The sequence below is a fragment of the Frankia torreyi genome (assembly GCF_000948395.1).
GTDB classification, from domain to species: Bacteria; Actinomycetota; Actinomycetes; order Frankiales; family Frankiaceae; genus Frankia; species Frankia torreyi.
This window is the reverse complement of record NZ_JYFN01000005.1, coordinates 184,993-200,975: the sequence shown is the minus strand read 5'-3', so window position 1 is coordinate 200,975 and position 15,983 is coordinate 184,993. Positions and strand designations below refer to the sequence as shown.

At 72.7% G+C, this 15,983-nt stretch carries 11 protein-coding genes and 1 pseudogene; all 12 read left to right on the top strand.

Annotated elements, in window-relative coordinates:
* The first annotated feature begins 105 nt into the window (after positions 1 to 105).
* Complete coding sequence (rpsO, locus tag FF36_RS05250; RefSeq protein ID WP_009742365.1) at positions 106 to 375, top strand: 30S ribosomal protein S15; 270 nt, start codon at positions 106 to 108, stop codon at positions 373 to 375.
* Positions 376 to 654: 279 nt separating this feature from the next.
* Positions 655 to 1,477: pseudogene (locus tag FF36_RS37165) on the top strand (polyribonucleotide nucleotidyltransferase); the annotation flags it as partial.
* A 1-nt stretch (position 1,478) separates the two neighbouring features.
* On the top strand, positions 1,479 to 2,841 hold a 1,363-nt coding region (locus tag FF36_RS37160; protein ID WP_242422307.1), incomplete at its 5' end, for a polyribonucleotide nucleotidyltransferase.
* Between the two features lie 9 nt (positions 2,842 to 2,850).
* On the top strand, positions 2,851 to 4,254 hold the full coding sequence (locus FF36_RS05240) for a M16 family metallopeptidase (protein ID WP_095211956.1): 1,404 nt from the start codon (positions 2,851 to 2,853) through the stop codon (positions 4,252 to 4,254).
* An 88-nt stretch (positions 4,255 to 4,342) separates the two neighbouring features.
* Positions 4,343 to 5,095 (top strand): 4-hydroxy-tetrahydrodipicolinate reductase, encoded by a 753-nt coding sequence (gene dapB, locus FF36_RS05235; RefSeq protein WP_044883803.1) that lies wholly within the window; start codon positions 4,343 to 4,345, stop codon positions 5,093 to 5,095.
* Positions 5,096 to 5,205: 110 nt separating this feature from the next.
* Entirely contained in the window at positions 5,206 to 7,059 is a 1,854-nt protein-coding gene (locus tag FF36_RS05230) for an Hsp70 family protein (protein WP_052680961.1), read from the top strand.
* Positions 7,060 to 7,072: 13 nt separating this feature from the next.
* On the top strand, positions 7,073 to 9,367 hold the full coding sequence (locus tag FF36_RS05225) for a hypothetical protein (protein WP_044883865.1): 2,295 nt from the start codon (positions 7,073 to 7,075) through the stop codon (positions 9,365 to 9,367).
* Positions 9,364 to 9,843: a tetratricopeptide repeat protein gene (locus FF36_RS05220; protein WP_044883802.1), complete on the top strand. Its 480-nt coding sequence runs from the start codon at positions 9,364 to 9,366 to the stop codon at positions 9,841 to 9,843. The genes FF36_RS05225 and FF36_RS05220 overlap by 4 nt, the downstream gene beginning before the upstream one ends.
* A gap of 565 nt (positions 9,844 to 10,408) precedes the next feature.
* On the top strand, positions 10,409 to 11,359 hold the full coding sequence (locus FF36_RS05215; RefSeq protein ID WP_044883801.1) for a UDP-glucuronic acid decarboxylase family protein: 951 nt from the start codon (positions 10,409 to 10,411) through the stop codon (positions 11,357 to 11,359).
* 496 nt (positions 11,360 to 11,855) lie between these two features.
* Positions 11,856 to 12,923 carry a UDP-glucose 4-epimerase GalE gene (galE, locus tag FF36_RS05210; protein WP_044883800.1) on the top strand — a complete coding sequence of 356 codons (1,068 nt, stop codon included), beginning with the start codon at positions 11,856 to 11,858 and terminating at the stop codon, positions 12,921 to 12,923.
* Positions 12,901 to 14,424 (top strand): UDP-glucose dehydrogenase family protein, encoded by a 1,524-nt coding sequence (locus tag FF36_RS05205; RefSeq protein ID WP_044883799.1) that lies wholly within the window; start codon positions 12,901 to 12,903, stop codon positions 14,422 to 14,424. The genes galE and FF36_RS05205 overlap by 23 nt, the downstream gene beginning before the upstream one ends.
* A gap of 206 nt (positions 14,425 to 14,630) precedes the next feature.
* On the top strand, positions 14,631 to 15,953 hold the full coding sequence (gene hisS, locus FF36_RS05200) for a histidine--tRNA ligase (RefSeq protein ID WP_044883798.1): 1,323 nt from the start codon (positions 14,631 to 14,633) through the stop codon (positions 15,951 to 15,953).
* The last annotated feature ends 30 nt before the right edge of the window (positions 15,954 to 15,983 follow it).

The following is a 15,983-nucleotide window of genomic DNA, read 5'->3' as shown; positions in this document are numbered from 1 at the left end:
CGGCGTGTCCGGACCACACGGCGATGAGGCCGTGGTCCGGCGGTCGGTTCGGGTGAGGAAGACCCCGGGCGCGCGCCGTCCCGAAGCAGAAGGAGAGGGTGGAGCGTGCCGCTCGCGAGCGACGTCAAACAGAAGATCATGTCCGATTACGCCACCGTTGAGCGGGACACCGGCTCGCCCGAGGTGCAGGTCGCGATGCTGACCCGTCGGATCAGCGACCTGACCGAGCACCTCAAGGTGCACAAGCACGATCATCACAGCCGCCGGGGTCTGCTCCTGCTCGTCGGGCGCCGCCGCCGGCTGCTGAACTACCTGTCGAAGACGGATATCAACCGATACCGGGCCCTGATCGAGCGACTCGGGCTACGGCGGTAGCGCGAAGAGGGAGCGGCCCTTCGGGGACGCTCCCTCTGACGCATCGGGGGTAGATACCAGATGCGTCGCCCGCCGGCGGAGGTCTCCGCCGGCGGATCGGAGGAGCTGGCCGGGATCCGTGGTGGCGAGAGCCGCCGGTCCTCGGTCGTGGTCGCCGGGAGCGGGCAATGCCCTCCCCGGGGGCTTCGACTGAGCACCGGCATCCTCGAGACGCGGACACGGCCGGAGAACAAGATCGGCTGCGTGGACCCGGCCGACGAAGAGGATGGAGTGGTTCGAGTGGACGACTCGACACATGCGGCCGAGGCGGTCATTGCGACCCCGGCCGGAAACCGTACGGTGCGGTTCGAGACCGGTCGGCTGGCCAGGCAGGCCGCCGGTTCCGCCGTCGCCTACCTGGGCGACACGATGGTGCTCTCGGCGACGACGGTCAGCAAGCAGCCCAAGGAACAGCTCGACTTCTTCCCGCTGACGGTGGACGTCGAGGAGCGGATGTACGCCGCCGGGCGGATCCCCGGCTCGTTCTTCCGTCGCGAGGGCCGGCCGAGTGAGGACGCGATCCTCACCTGCCGCCTCATCGACCGGCCGCTGCGCCCCTCGTTCGCCAAGGGGCTGCGCAACGAGATCCAGGTCGTGGCCACGGTGCTGGCCCTCGACCCGGACACGCTCTACGACGTGGTCGCGATCAACGCGGCCAGCGCGTCGACGACCCTGTCCGGACTGCCCTTCACCGGCCCGATCGGCGCGACCCGGGTCGGGTACGTCGACGGCGAGTGGATCGCCTTCCCGACGCATTCGGAGCTGGCCCGGGCCACCTTCGACATGGTCGTGGCCGGTCGCGTCGTCGAGGACGGCTCGGATGTGGCGATCATGATGGTCGAGGCCGAGGCCACTCCGGGCACGGTGGAGCTGATCGCCGGCGGCGCGCCCGCGCCGACCGAGGAGGTCGTCGCCGCGGGTCTGGAGGCCGCCAAGCCCGCCATCCGCGAGCTGTGTCGGGCCCAGAGCGAGCTGGCCTCGCTGGCCGGCAAGGCGACGCGGGAGTTCCCGGTCTTCATCGACCATCACGACGACGTGCTCGAGGCCCTGTCCGCCGCCGTGGNCGACGAGCTGTCCGCCGCGCTGCGCATCGCCGGCAAGGCCGAGCGGGAGAACGAGCTCGACCGGGTCCGCCAGTTGGCCGCGGAGAAGGTCGCCGCCCAGTTCGAGGGGCGGGAGAAGGAGATCGGCGCCGCCTACCGGGCGCTGACCAAGAAGCTCGTCCGCTCCCGCATCGTCACCGAGGGCGTGCGGATCGACGGCCGGTCGACGACGGAGATCCGGGAGCTGTCGGCCGAGGTCGACTACATCCCGCGCGTGCACGGCTCGGCGCTGTTCGAGCGGGGTGAGACGCAGATCCTCGGCGTCACCACGCTGGCGATGCTGCGCATGGAGCAGACGGTCGACACGCTCAACCCCGACCGGACCAAGCGCTACATGCACAACTACAACTTCCCGCCGTACTCCACCGGCGAGACCGGCCGGGTCGGGTCGCCGAAGCGGCGCGAGATCGGCCACGGCGCGCTCGCCGAGCGGGCGCTGCTGCCGGTGCTGCCCAGCCGCGAGGAGTTCCCCTACGCGATCCGGCAGGTCTCCGAGGCGCTGGGCTCCAACGGTTCGACGTCGATGGGGTCGGTCTGCGCGAGCACGCTGTCCCTGCTCAACGCCGGTGTGCCGCTCAAGGCGCCGGTCGCCGGCATCGCGATGGGACTCGTGCACGCCGACGACGCCTACGTCACGCTGACCGACATCCTCGGCGCCGAGGACGCGTACGGCGACATGGACTTCAAGGTCGCCGGCACCCGCGACTTCGTCACCGCCCTGCAGCTCGACACCAAGCTCGACGGCATCCCCGCCTCGGTGCTGGCCTCGGCTCTGCAGCAGGCTCGCGGCGCGCGGCTGGCGATCCTCGACGTCATGGCGGAGGCGATCGGCAGCCCGGACGAGATGTCCGCGCACGCCCCGCGGGTCATCTCGGTGAAGATCCCGGTCGACAAGATCGGCGAGGTCATCGGGCCCAAGGGCAAGATGATCAACCAGATCCAGGCGGACAGCGGTGCCGAGATCACCGTCGAGGACGACGGCACGATCTACATCGGTGCGGTGGACGGCCCCTCGGCGGAGTCCGCCCGCTCGGCCATCAACGCGATCGCCAACCCGCAGATGCCCGAGGTCGGCGAGCGGTACCTCGGTACCATCGTCAAGATCACCAACTTCGGGGCGTTCGTCTCGCTCACCCCGGGTCGGGACGGCCTGCTGCACGTGTCCAAGCTCAAGACGCTCTCGGGCGGCAAGCGGGTGGAGAAGGTCGAGGACGTGCTGACCGTGGGACAGAAGCTCCAGGTGGAGATCACCGAGATCGACGCCCGCGGCAAGATCAGCCTTTCTCCGAGCGCCGAGGCCGCGGACGCGGCGGCGGCTTCCTGACGGCCCGCCGTGTCCGACACCCCCACCCCTGACCTGACCCGCTCCACCGACGGCACCGGCACCTCGGTCCGAGGCGCCGCGGACGCCGGTGAGCGGGTGGCCCGCCTGCTCGCCGGGGGCTCCAGTAGCGAGACGTTGCTGGGCGGCGCGGTGCGGCGCACCGTGCTGCCCGGCGGGTTGCGGGTGATCACCGAGCGCGTCCCCGGGGTCCGCTCGGCCGCGATCGGCGTCTGGGTGGGCGTCGGCTCGCGGGACGAGACCCCGGTGACCGCCGGCTGTTCCCACTATCTCGAGCACCTGCTGTTCAAGGGCACCCCGACCCGGGACGCCCTGACGATCAGCGCGTCGGTCGAGGCGGTCGGCGGTGACCTCAACGCGTTCACGAGCAAGGAGTACACCTGCTACTACGCGCGGGTGCTGGACTCCGACCTCGCGATGGCCGTCGGCGTCGTCGCCGACATGGTCACCAACTCGCTGGTGACCGCCGACGACGTCGAGGCCGAGCGTGGCGTGATCCTCGAGGAGATCGCCATGCACGAGGACGACCCTGGCGACGTCGTCCATGACGTCTTCGCCGAGGCGATGCTCGGCGCGTCGGCGCTCGGCCGGCCGGTGCTCGGCACGATCGAGTCGATCGAGGGGCTCGGCCGCGAGACGATCGCCGACTACTACCGTTCCCGGTACGTCCCACCGGCGATGGTCGTCTCGGTCGCCGGGAACCTGGAGCACGATCGTGTGCTCGCGCTCGTCGCGGACGCCTTCGGCGACCATCTGACGTCGGCCGGGGATCCGTCGGCGGTGCGCGCCGGCCGCTACGACTACCCGCCGGCGCCCGGCATCGTCGTGTCGGAGCGGCCCACCGAGCAGGCGAACCTCGTGCTGGGCACGGTCGGTCTGTCCCGGCACGACCCGCGCCGCTTCGCGCTCGGGGTGCTCTCGACGGCGTTGGGCGGTGGGATGAGTTCCCGGCTGTTCCAGGAGGTCCGCGAGAAGCGGGGCCTGGCGTACTCGGTGTACTCGTTCGCGTCGCACTTCGCCGACGCCGGCCTGTTCGGCGTCTACGCCGGCTGCGCCCCCAAGCGTGCCGACGAGGTCCTGGCGATCGCCCGGGACCAGGTGCGGTCCATCGCCGAGCACGGGATCAGCGCCGAGGAGCTCGACCGCGCCCGCGGACAGAGCCACGGCTCTCTCGTCCTCGGCCTGGAGGACACCGGCTCGCGGATGAGCCGTCTCGGCAAGAGTGAGCTCGTCCACGGCGAGCTGCTGTCCGTCGACGAGATCATCGCCCGGGTGGACGCGGTCACCCTGGACGACGTCACGCAGGTGGCGGCGACGCTCGTCGAGCAGCCCTGGGCGCTCGGCGTCATCGGGCCGTTCGACGACCACGACTTCGGCGCGGCCGTCGCCCGTTGAGTCGTGGGCCCGGCCCGGGCCCACGGACGGCCGGTTCGGCCGCGGCGGCGGAGGGCGGCGATCGGCGTCCGCCACGGAGGGGAGAGGCATGAGCGAGCAGCTCACGGTGGGGGTTCTCGGTGCACGTGGCCGCATGGGGTCGACGGTGTGTGCCGCCGTCGAGGCCGCCCCGGACCTCGCGCTCGTCGCCGCGCTCGATGTCGGCGACGACCGGGACGCGCTCGCGGCGGCCGACGTGGTCGTGGACTTCACCACGCCGGACGCGGTGCTCGACAACGTCCGCTGGTGCGTCGAGGCGGGCCGGCACGTCGTCGTCGGCACCACCGGCTTCGACGACCAGCGGCTGGCCACGGTGCGCGGCTGGCTCGGCGACGCGCCGAAGGTCGGAGTGCTGGTCGCCCCGAACTTCGGGGTGGCTGCCGTGCTCATGATGATGTTCGCCGCCCGCGCCGCCCGCTTCTTCGACTCCGTCGAGATCGTCGAGCTGCACCATCCCAACAAGGTCGACGCGCCGAGCGGCACCGCCCGGCGCACGGCCGAGCTCGTGGCGCAGGCGCGCACGGCCGCCGGACTCGCGCCGGGCGGGCCGGACGCGACGGCCACGGCGCTCGACGGCGCCCGCGGCGCCCGGGTCGCGGGCGTGCCCGTGCACGCCGTGCGCCTCGCGGGCCTCGTCGCCCACCAGGAGGTGCTGCTCGGTGGCGCGGGGGAGACCCTGACCCTGCGGCACGACTCCTACGACCGCACCTCCTTCATGCCGGGCGTGCTGCTCGCCGTGCGACGCATCGCCGACCGTCCCGGCCTGACCGTCGGCCTGGAGCACCTGCTCGACCTGGACTGACCGGCTCGAGCTGGACTGACCGGCTCGAGCTGGACTGACCGGCTCGAGCTGGATCAGTCGCCGGGTGTCCTGCGCGGGGCGGCTCCACCGCGAAAGATAGGTTTCCGGGTGTGGTCGGACATGTCGACCGCCGGCCGCCGGCGGGTACCCGCAGCGTCTTCGGAATCGATCTGGGCACGACGTTCAGTTGCCTGGCCCGCGTGTCGGGCGCCGGGGAGCCGCAGATCGTGCCGCTGTCCGACGGCGCGTTGACGCTGCCGAGCGTCGTGCTGTTCGTGGGCACGGACGACTACCTCACCGGGCAGACCGCCCGCGAGCTTGCCCGGGCCCGACCCGACGACGTCTGTTCGCTGGTCAAGAGGCGGATGGGCGATGGCGACTGGCGCTTCATCACCCAGGGTGCGGCCTGGTCCGCGCCGGCCGTCAGCGGCCTGATCCTCAAGGCGCTGGTCGCCGACACGGCGCTTGCCACCGGCGAGCGGGTGGAGGACGTCGTGATCACCGTTCCGGCGTACTTCGGCGACGAGGAGCGCCGGGCGACGGTGCTGGCCGGCGAGTACGCGGGGCTCAACGTCGTCGATGTCATCAACGAGCCGACCGCGGCGGCCCTGTCCTACGGGTTCGCCCGCTTCGAGATCGGCAGCCGGCGTAGCCTCGGTGGACCCGGCACCGCGGCAGAGGAGGTCGCCCTCGTCTACGACCTGGGCGGCGGCACGTTCGACGTCACCGTCGTCGAGCTCGCGGACCGGCGGGTCGCCGTCGTCGCCATCGACGGCGACCATCAGCTCGGCGGCGCCGACTGGGACGAGAAGATCGTGCTGCACCTGTGCGACCGGTTCCTCACCGAACATCCGGGCGCCCCGGACCCTCTCGACGAGGGAGCGGGCTCCCAGGCGCTGCTGCTCGCCGCCGAGCGGGCCCGCCGGGACCTCACCGACGTCGCCACCACCACCGTCGTCGTCGAGCACGCCGGCCGCCGCACCGGGGTGGTGCTGACCCGCGACGAGCTGGAACGGCTCACCGCCGGGCTGCTCGACCGGACCGTCGCCCTGACCCGGGCCGCCCGCGACGCGGCGCTCGCCCGCGGGGTCCGCGGCATCGACCGGATCCTGCTCGTCGGCGGTGCCTCCCGGATGCCCGCCGTGGCCCGCCGGCTCGCCGCCGAGTTCGGGGTGCCCGTCGAACTGTCCGACCCGGATCTCGCGGTCGCCCGCGGCGCCGCCGTCTACGGCGAGAAGAAGGCCCTGGAACGGCTGGTGCTCGCCGATCTGGTCACCCGCGGCCAGCTCGTCGACGGCGCCGGGGTGGACGCCGCCGCCCCGGCCGATCTGGACGCGGCCTGCCGGCGGCTCGCCGACGCGCTCGGCCTGCCCGCCCAGCGGGTGCGTCGGACCGTCGAGGTACAGGTTGTCAATGTCGTCTCCCGCGGCTTCGGCGTGCTGGCACTCAGCCGCCTCGGCGAGCAGGGCGCGGTGTTCCTGGTGCACCGCAACGACCGGCTGCCGATCGCGGTCCGGCGGTCCTTCGGGACCGTGCGCGACGACCAGGACGCCGTCACCGTCTACGTGGTCGAACAGGCCGGCGGCCTGGAGTCGACCCGGGTCGAGGACAACAAGGTGATAGCCGAAGCCGAGATCACCGGCATCCCGCCCGGCTTCCCGGCCGGGTCGCAGATCCAGATCGTCTTTCGGATGGGCTTCGACGGCATCCTCGAGGTCACGGCCACCCACGAGGGTCTCGCCGACCGACCGCTGACGGTGCGGGTCGAGACGTCGGCGGCGCTGAGCCAGGCCGACGTGGCCCGAGAGCGGGAGCAGGTCGCCCGGGCCCGCCGGGAACGCGGTGGCCTCCCGGGCGTCGACGGCCGGCCGGGTCTCGGCGGCCCCCCCGGGGGACCTGGCGGATCTTCCGGGCCGGGCGGGCCGAAGGGCGGCCTGGGCGGTATGCCGGACGGCTGGGTCTGACGGGGGGACGACGATGCGGGTTTTCGAATCCGACGACTACCGTCGCCGGGTGCTCGCCGTGGTGCACCGCCGCGGCGGCGCCGAACACAGCGACCCGTTCGAGATCTACGACATCCCGTTGGCGGAGGTGGACACGCTCGACGACGCGGCGATCCGTGCCCGCATCGCCGAGGTCTGGGCCTTCTGGCAGCGCAGCCGGGACCATCCCCGCTACCGTGGTGTGATCATCGGTCTGCTCGACCTGCACACCGAGCTGTCCGCGGCGCTCGCCGACCGAACCTCGCGCCTAGCCCTGCGCGATCGGGTCGCCGCCGCCCGCGCCGCCCGGGACGACGAGCGGTTCGCCGCCCTCGATGCCGCCGTCGCCCGCCTCGTCGCCCGGTTCGGGGGCATCCCGGCCGACCGGGTCGCCGGCCTGCGGGCATGGGCGGCGACCCAGGGCATCGACGAGTCCGCGTTCGCGCTGCGGACCCGCCGCCATCGGATCGTCACCGCGGGCCCGGCCACCGGGCCGACCGACCAGCCGCGGCCCGAGCCGATTCCCGCCGAGGTGCTCCGCCAGATTCGCGCGGATCTCGACGAGCTGGGCCGGATCACCGCGTCCGGCCCGCCGCGCAGCCTGTTCGACCTGCTCGGCGTGCCGCCCGGCACCTCGCGCGAGCAGATCCGGGACCTGCGTGACGAGGCGCTGGTCCGCAATCGCGCTCGTCGGCCGGACCGCCGCCGCGCGCTTCTCGACGACCTGTTGGCCGCCGTCGGCGCGCTGCTGGTCGAGGGGGACGCGGACGCCTATCTCGATGCACTCGCCGCCGCGACGAGCGAGCGGCTGCGGCCGCGGGTGGCGGCGGCGGTCCTCGTCGAGGACGCGCTGCTCCCGGCGGAGGCGGCCGAACTCGTCGCCGAGGCGCAGGCGGACGGCCTCGACCCGCACCGCGCGCGTGCCGTGGTCCGCTCCCTCGCTCGGGAGCAGGGGGTCACCGTGCCGCCGCTGCCGCCCCCGGCCGCGCCACTGCCCCCGGCCGCGCCGCCGGGCTCCTCCCGACCTCCGGGTCCGGGCTCCTCCCGGTCGGGTCCAGACGCGTTCCCCGATCCGACGGCCGCAGCGGGACGGGGACCGCGCGGGGGTGCCCCGCCCGCCGGAGGGCCGGCGCCTGCCCGTGCGGACGCCTGGCGCGCGGCGGTCTCCCGCGCCCGTGCGGCGCTGCGGGCCGGCCGTCCGGTGGAGGCCGGCGAGCACGTGGCGGCCGCCCGCGAGCTCGCGGGCGAGACCCTGCCGCCCATCCGGGCGATGGACGACGAGGTGGAGACCGCGATCCGGGCAGCGGCCGACCGCTGGGCGCAGCTCGCCCCGCTGATCGCGGCCGGCCGGTACCGGGCGGTGCTTCCCACGGCCCGGCGGCTCGCCGAGACCGGCGCTGACGTACCCGGCCCGGGTAACCAGCTCGCCGGGGAGCTGCTGTCCCTGGCCGAGGCTCGTTGCAGCGGCGCCGACGCGCTCGTCGCCCGCGCCCAAACGGCCGGTGCGCACGACCGCGACCGCCTGCTCGGCGAGGCCCTCGCCCTGGTCACCGACCATGCTGAGGCTTCGGCGCTGCTCGCGCGAAGCCGGCCCGGCCCCGCCCCGCCGGGGGCGGTACAGGCTCAGCGGGACGGCCGTTCGGTCCTGGTGAGCTGGCAACCGTCGACGACCGCCGGCGAGGTGCGATACCGGGTCACCCGGTTCACCGCCGACGGCGTCGGCCGGGCGGTCGGCGTGACCGCGGGCAGCAGCCTCGAGGACGGCGGCGCACCGCCCGACGGTGCCATTCCGCGTTACGAGGTTGCCGCGGGCGTGGGCGGGGCCTGGTCCGCACCGGTCGGGACGGCCGAGCCCGGCCCACCACCCGCAGACCTGGTGCCGTCCGCAGACCCGGTGCCACCCGCAGACCCGGTGCCGCCGACCGGTGTGCCGTCGCCGGAGGCAGGCTCCGCCGCGCCTGCCGTCAACGCCGCCGACACCCTGCCCCCGCCCGTCGGGCTACGGTGGGTCGATGAACGGCTGCGATGGACCTGGCCGGCCGGCTGCACGGAGATGATGGTGGTCTGCCGGCCGGACGAGCCGCCGACGGCCGCCGACGATCCCCGCGCGCAGGCCCGTAAGGTGACCAACACCCGCTACGAGATCGACGGCGGAGTCCCCCTCCCGCCGGGCCGCCCCCTGCACGTCGCGTTGTTCTGCTGCACGCGCCAGGCGGGGCGACTGGCCGTGGCGGCCTTGGCCGGGGCCCGGCTCCGGCTTGCGCCGGTGGGCGACGGAGCTGGCCGGTGAGGGCCCGGGCGACGGTCGCCGTTCTGGTCGCTGCCTGCCTGTTCTATCTCGGCCTGATCGGCTGGCGCGGTGTCGTCCTGCTCGGCGACGATCGCTGGGCCGCCCGCGGGCTCGGCGCCGGGGTGCTGCTGCTGCCCGTGGTCGGGGTCGTCGTCATCGCGCGCGAGCTGCAATTCGGCCGCGAAAGCGGCCGGCTCACCCGCCTGCTGGCGGTCGGCACCGAAGTCGGCCCCGGGATCGCCGGCGAGATCGGTACCGAGGCCGGCGAGCCAGTCCTGGTTCGCCGGCCTTCGGGGCGCATCGATCGGGCCTCCGCCGACGCCGTGTTCGCGCGACGGCGGGCCGAGGTGGAGGCGGACCCGGGCGACTGGCGGCGCTGGTACCGGCTCGCGGTCTCCTACGGCGACGCCGGCGACACCCGCCGGGGACGCGCGGCGATGCGGCACGCGATCGCCCTCGAGCGCGACCCCCGCTGATCGGACGGGCCGGCCCAGGCCCGGGAATCGGCCGGGAAGTGGATGTGCGATTGCCAGCCGACTCGGCCTGCGACGCTCCGCAGCGTCCACCGGTCGGACGGCGGCGGTTTGCTCACCGAATGCGAACGGTTCAGCCGGAGCATTGACCATCCACGCGACGTGATCAGGTACAGTGCCCGGCCGCGGATTTCCTGGTATCAGGCTGACGTTGGGGGAGGGGCGGTGGACTAACCGGCCGACGCCCTGTGTACCATGCCCCAGAGGTCGGTGTAGCCGGTCGTCTGGACTACTGGGGGGTAGTGCTGTGGTGGTGTCGCACGGCCTTTCCTGGCCGATCCGGCAGTGGCTGTGCTGACCACTCGGGCGGACCGGCGGCTACGGTGATCCTTCGATTCCGGGTGATCTGAGGTCCGGTCTCACCTGCTCAGGCGGCGCCGTCCGACCCGCTGCGCCGCACTCCTGCCTGGCTCTCGGGATGCGGTCCATCCGCGCCGCCGCCCGTCCCACCGGCGGTCGGTGGCCACTTTCCAAGGTCCTCGATGTTTCAGATCCGGGAGCACTCGACGTGCGTGCGATAGTGACCGGCGGCGCCGGTTTCCTCGGCAGTCACCTCTGTGAGCGTCTACTCGGCGACGGCTACGAGGTCATCTGCTTCGACAACTTCCTCACCGGCCGGCCGGACAACGTCGAGCACCTGCTCGTCGATCCCCGTTTCCGTCTGGTCAACCGGGACGTGAATGATTTCATCTATGTTTCCGGCCCGGTGGACGTCGTGCTGCACTTCGCCTCTCCGGCATCGCCACTCGATTACTATGAGCTGCCGATCGAGACGCTCAAGGTCGGGTCGCTCGGCACATTCCACGCCCTGGGCCTCGCCCGGGAGAAGCGCGCCCGATTCCTGCTCGCATCCACCTCGGAGTCCTATGGGGACCCCCAGGTCAATCCGCAGCCGGAGACCTACTGGGGCAACGTGAACCCGGTCGGCCCGCGCAGCGTCTACGACGAGGCGAAGCGTTTCGCCGAGGCCGTGACGATGGCCTACCACCGCAAGCATGGCGTCGACACGGCGATCGTGCGGATCTTCAACACCTACGGTCCCCGGATGCGCGTGGATGACGGGCGGGCCATCCCCGCCTTCGTCTCCCAGGCGCTGCGCGGGGAGCCCATCACCGTCGCTGGCGACGGCTCCCAGACCCGGTCCATCTGCTACGTCGACGACCTGATCGACGGGATCGTCCGGCTGCTGCACTCGGACCTGCCCGGCCCGGTCAACATCGGTAACCCGCACGAGATGTCGATCCTCGACACGGCAAAGCTGGTGCGCGACCTGTGCGGGTCGACGGCGCCGATCACCTTCGTCCCCCGACCCGAGGACGATCCCTCCGTCCGGCAGCCGGACATCACCATCGCCCGCACCCGGCTCGGCTGGGAGCCGAAGACGAGCCTGCACGACGGCCTGACCCGCACGATCTCCTGGTTTGCCGGCCAGCTCACCGAGAGCTGCCAGGTCGCCTGAGCACACGGCGCGCTCCCTCGGCGCCACCGGCCGCCTCGCGACCGGATCGGGTGCGGGGCCGCTTTCCGGCCCCGCATTCACCGGTGTTGTTCGGTCGCGGAGTGCGTACATGAAGTTACCGGGGATTCAGGATCGCGGCGTTTCCGGGTGTGACACTCCCAAAACCACGCGTTCACTGTGCCGCCGCGGTGGCGGCGGGCTGGCCCCGTTGCGCTGGCACACCTGGAGAACCGGCCGGCCCGGGAGCCCGTGTGTCGGCGCGGCCAGCGGCGGCCGGTCGACCGGGAAAAGCGGGGGCGGTGACCGTTCGACCTGGGGGTTATGTTCTCCTGTGCCTGTTGTCCGAGCCGCCTGCGTGGTGGTGCCCCTCGAGCCGTCCGCCGGGAACCCGGGTCGTCCGGGGTGACGAACAGCCGGGTTGCCTGAACAGCCGGGTTCGTTGCGGAGCCGAGTTGACGGTGAGCGAGTTGACGAAGAGGAACTGGATGGTCGAGGTATGACGTCGACGGACCGGACCGGGACCGTCCTGGTGACCGGCGCCGCGGGATTCATCGGCTCGCACACCTGTGTCGACCTCCTCGCGGCGGGGCACCGAGTCATCGGTGTGGACAACTTCGTCAACAGCTCGCCGCGGGTTCTGGACCGGCTGCGCAAGGTCGCCGACCGGGACCTCGAGTTCGTCCGGCTCGACGTGCGCGACCGGGCGGCTCTCGGCGAGGTGTTCCGCCGCCGGCCGATCGATGCCGTGATCCACTTTGCTGCCCGCAAGGCGGTGGGCGAGTCGGTCGAGATCCCGCTGGAGTACTACGACACCAATGTCAACGCCACGCTTGGCCTGGTCAGCGTCATGGCCGAGCACGGCGTGCACCGACTGGTCTTCTCCTCGTCCTGCTCCATCTACGGCACGGTCGACACGGTGCCGATCACCGAGGACACACCGGCCCGGCCGACCAACCCCTACTCGCGCACCAAGTGGATGTGCGAGCAGATCCTCGCCGACGTCTGCGCCCGCGATCCGGCCTGGCAGGTCATCTCCCTGCGGTACTTCAACCCCACCGGCGCGCACGAGTCGGGCCTGCTCGGCGAGGATCCCCGTGGGGTGCCGAACAACGTCATGCCCTACCTCGCCCAGGTGGCGGTGGGCCGCCGCGCCGAGCTGTCCATCTTCGGCGACGACTACCCCACCCCCGACGGCACCGGGGTGCGCGACTACATCCACGTGGTCGACCTCGCCGAGGGCCATCGCCTGGCCCTCGACCACCTCGCCGACCAGCCGGGGCACCGGGTCATCAACCTGGGGACCGGCGCCGGGACGTCCGTACGGGAGCTGCACGCGGCATTCTCCGCCGCCTGCGGCCGAGATCTTCCCTGCCGCGTGGTGGCCAGACGGCCCGGGGACGTCGCCGCGCTCGTCGCCGACGCCACGCTCGCCCGCGAGGCACTCGGCTGGACCGCTCGCCGCAGCGTCGCGGACATGTGCCGGGACGCCTGGCAGTTCCAGCGCCTCAATCCAGGGGGGTACGACGATGAAGAGGAGCCTGATGAGCACGTCGGACAGTCATGAGGACGCGGCGGCGCCGGGTAGCGGGCCCCGACCGCGGCTGACGGTCATCGGAACCGGCTACCTCGGCGCCACGCACGCGGTCTGCATGGCCGAACTGGGCTTCGAGGTGCTTGCCGTCGACGTCGACCACTCGAAGATCGAGCGGCTCTCCGCGGGCGAGATCCCGTTCTTCGAGCCCGATCTCGCCGACCTGCTGCGGGCAAACCTCGCGACCGGCCGGCTTCGCTTCACGACCTCCTTCGAGGAGATCGCCGAATTTGGCGACGTGCACTTCGTGTGCGTCGGCACGCCGCAGCGCCCCGACGGCTACGGGGCGGATCTGAGCCATCTCAACGCGGCCATCGAGCGGTTGGCGCCCCTGCTGACCAGGCCGTGTCTGGTGGTCGGCAAGTCCACCGTCCCGGCCGGCACGGCCGCCGGGATCGCCCGGACCCTCGCCCGGCTCGCCCCGGCGAACGCCGGGGCCGATGCCGACATCGTCTCCGACCTTGCCGGCGTGCAGCTCGCCTGGAACCCGGAGTTCCTGCGCGAGGGCTTCGCCGTCGCCGACACCCTGCATCCCGACCGGCTCGTGTTCGGGGTCGCCTCGCCCGCCGCCGAGGGGGCGCTGCGGGCGGCCTTCGCCCCGGTGATCGCCCAGGGCGTGCCGGTGATCGTGACCGACTACGCGACCGCCGAGCTCGTCAAGACCGCGGCGAACTCCTTCCTCGCTACGAAGATCTCCTTCATCAACGCGATGGCCGAGGTGTGCGAGGCCGTCGATGCCGACGTGCTCACCCTGGCCGAGGCGCTGTCCCACGACGTCCGCATCGGTGGCAACTTCCTGCGCCCCGGCGTCGGGTTCGGCGGCGGCTGCCTGCCCAAGGACATCCGCGCCTTCCAGGCGCGTGCCGATGAGCTTGGCGTCGGCGTCGCGCTGCGGTTCCTGCGCGAGATCGACGAGATCAACAACCGGCGCCGGGATCGGGTCGTCGACCTGGTCGCCGCGGCGCTCGACGGCACGCTGGCGCGTCGGCGGCTGCTCGTGCTCGGCGCCGCCTTCAAGCCCAACTCGGACGACGTGCGCGACTCGCCGGCGCTCGCGGTCGCGGACCTGCTGGCCCGCACCGGCGCCGACGTGACGGTCGTCGACCCGGTGGCGACCCCCAACGCGCGGCGCGCCCTGCCCGGCGTCACCTACAGCGAGACCGTCGAGGACGTGGCCGCGGACGCCGACGCCGTCGTGCTGCTCACCGAGTGGCGCCAGTTCGCCGAGCTCGACCCGGCCCGGTTGGGCCAGCTCGTCCGTCGTAAGCTGATCATCGATGCCCGGCACGCCCTCGACGGCGACCGCTGGCGCCAGGCCGGCTGGGTCTACCTGGCCCCCGGCCGGCCCACGGGCGTCATTCCCAGCCCCGTGCCGGAGCAGCGGCCGCGATTCGGACTGCCCGCCGCGACCGGCCCGGACGGCGCGGCCGCGCGCGACGCGGAGATCGACGCCCCCGTGGGACGCCGGTCCTGACCGCTGCGGGTGTGCCGCCCGCCGGCACGGGGCTCGATGGAGAAGGGGCCCCGTCCCGGCGGGACGGTCCGGGTGATCCGCGAGGTAGGGTGCAACGCATGCGTCGTCTCGTTCGACATCGGTGAGCCCCGCCCGGCGTCGCGGTCGGCCGCGCCCGGGACGGCAGGTACCCGTCCGTTCGAGATCGATGAGGAGACCTCCCGGCGATGAGTGACGCGCCGATCGTCCGCCCCCTGCCCGTCAGCGGTTTCCCGGAATGGCTGCCCGAGGTCCGGATCGTCGAGCAGCGCTGGCTCGACACGATCCGGGCGGCCTTCGAGCGTTACGGTTTCTGCTCGGTGGAGACCCCGTCGGTCGAGGCGCTGGACGTGCTCACCGCGAAGGGGGAGACCTCCCAGGAGGTCTACACGCTGCGCCGCCTGCAGGCCGACGCGGACGACGACAGCGCCCGGCTCGGCCTGCACTTCGACCTGACCGTGCCGTTCGCCCGGTACGTGGCCGCGCACTTCAACGAGCTCGTCTTCCCGTTCAAGCGTTACCAGATGCAGCGGGTGTGGCGCGGTGAGCGGCCCCAGGAGGGCCGCTTCCGCGAGTTCACCCAGTGCGACATCGACGTCATCAACGTCGACCGGGTGCCCCTGCACTTCGACGCCGAGCTGCCCCGGATCGTCCACGAGGTGCTCGGCACCCTGGGTGTCCCGCCCTGGACCATCAACATCAACAACCGCAAGGTGCTGCAGGGGTTCTACGAGGGGCTGGGGATCGGCGATCCGCTCGCGGTCATCCGGATCGCGGACAAGATGGACAAGGTCGGCCCCGACGGCGTCGCGAACCTGCTCGGCGCCCAGGCCGGGCTCGACGCGGACCAGGTTCGGGCCTGTCTCGATCTCGCCGCGATCCGGGCGACGGGCCCCGGGGTCGTCGACGAGGTGCGCCGCCTCGGCGTGAAGTCGGATCTGCTCACCGAGGGCCTCGACGAGCTCGCCCAGGTCCTCGAGGACCTGGGCGACCTGCCCCCGGGCAGCGTGGTCGCGGACCTGTCGATCGCCCGCGGCCTCGACTACTACACCGGCACGGTCTACGAGGCGAAGTTCGTCGACTGGCCCGACTTCGGCAGCATCTGCTCCGGCGGCCGGTACGAGAACCTCGCCGGCTCGTTCATCCGCCGCAACCTGCCCGGGGTCGGCATCTCCATCGGCCTGACCCGCATCTTCGCCAAGCTCCTCGCCGAGGGTCTGCTGCCGAGCGGCCCGGCGAGCCCCGCCGACGTGCTCGTGGTGATCCCCGCCGCGCAGCGCCGGGCGGCGGCGCTGGCCACCGCGACCGCGCTGCGCGCCCGCGGGCTGAAGGTCGAGACCTACCACCAGCCGGACAAGCTGGCCAAGCAGGTCCGCTACGCCGCCCGCAAGGGCATCGGCTTCGTCTGGTTCCCGCCCTTCGACGAGGGACGGGAGCACGAGGTGAAGAACATGGCGACCGGTGACCAGGCCGCCGCCGACCCCGCCGCCTGGACCCCCACCTCGACCTGACCCCGACCTGACCCCGCCCTGACCTCGACA

What these genes read in the sequence shown, in the direction of transcription:
- dapB (WP_044883803.1), top strand. Translation starts at nt 4,343, where the DNA reads ATGAGCGAGCAGCTCACGGTGGGGGTTCTCGGTGCACGTGGCCGCATG.
- FF36_RS05225 (WP_044883865.1), top strand. Translation starts at nt 7,073, where the DNA reads ATGCGGGTTTTCGAATCCGACGACTACCGTCGCCGGGTGCTCGCCGTG.
- hisS (WP_044883798.1), top strand. Translation starts at nt 14,631, where the DNA reads ATGAGTGACGCGCCGATCGTCCGCCCCCTGCCCGTCAGCGGTTTCCCG.
- galE (WP_044883800.1), top strand. Translation starts at nt 11,856, where the DNA reads ATGACGTCGACGGACCGGACCGGGACCGTCCTGGTGACCGGCGCCGCG.
- FF36_RS05205 (WP_044883799.1), top strand. Translation starts at nt 12,901, where the DNA reads ATGAGCACGTCGGACAGTCATGAGGACGCGGCGGCGCCGGGTAGCGGG.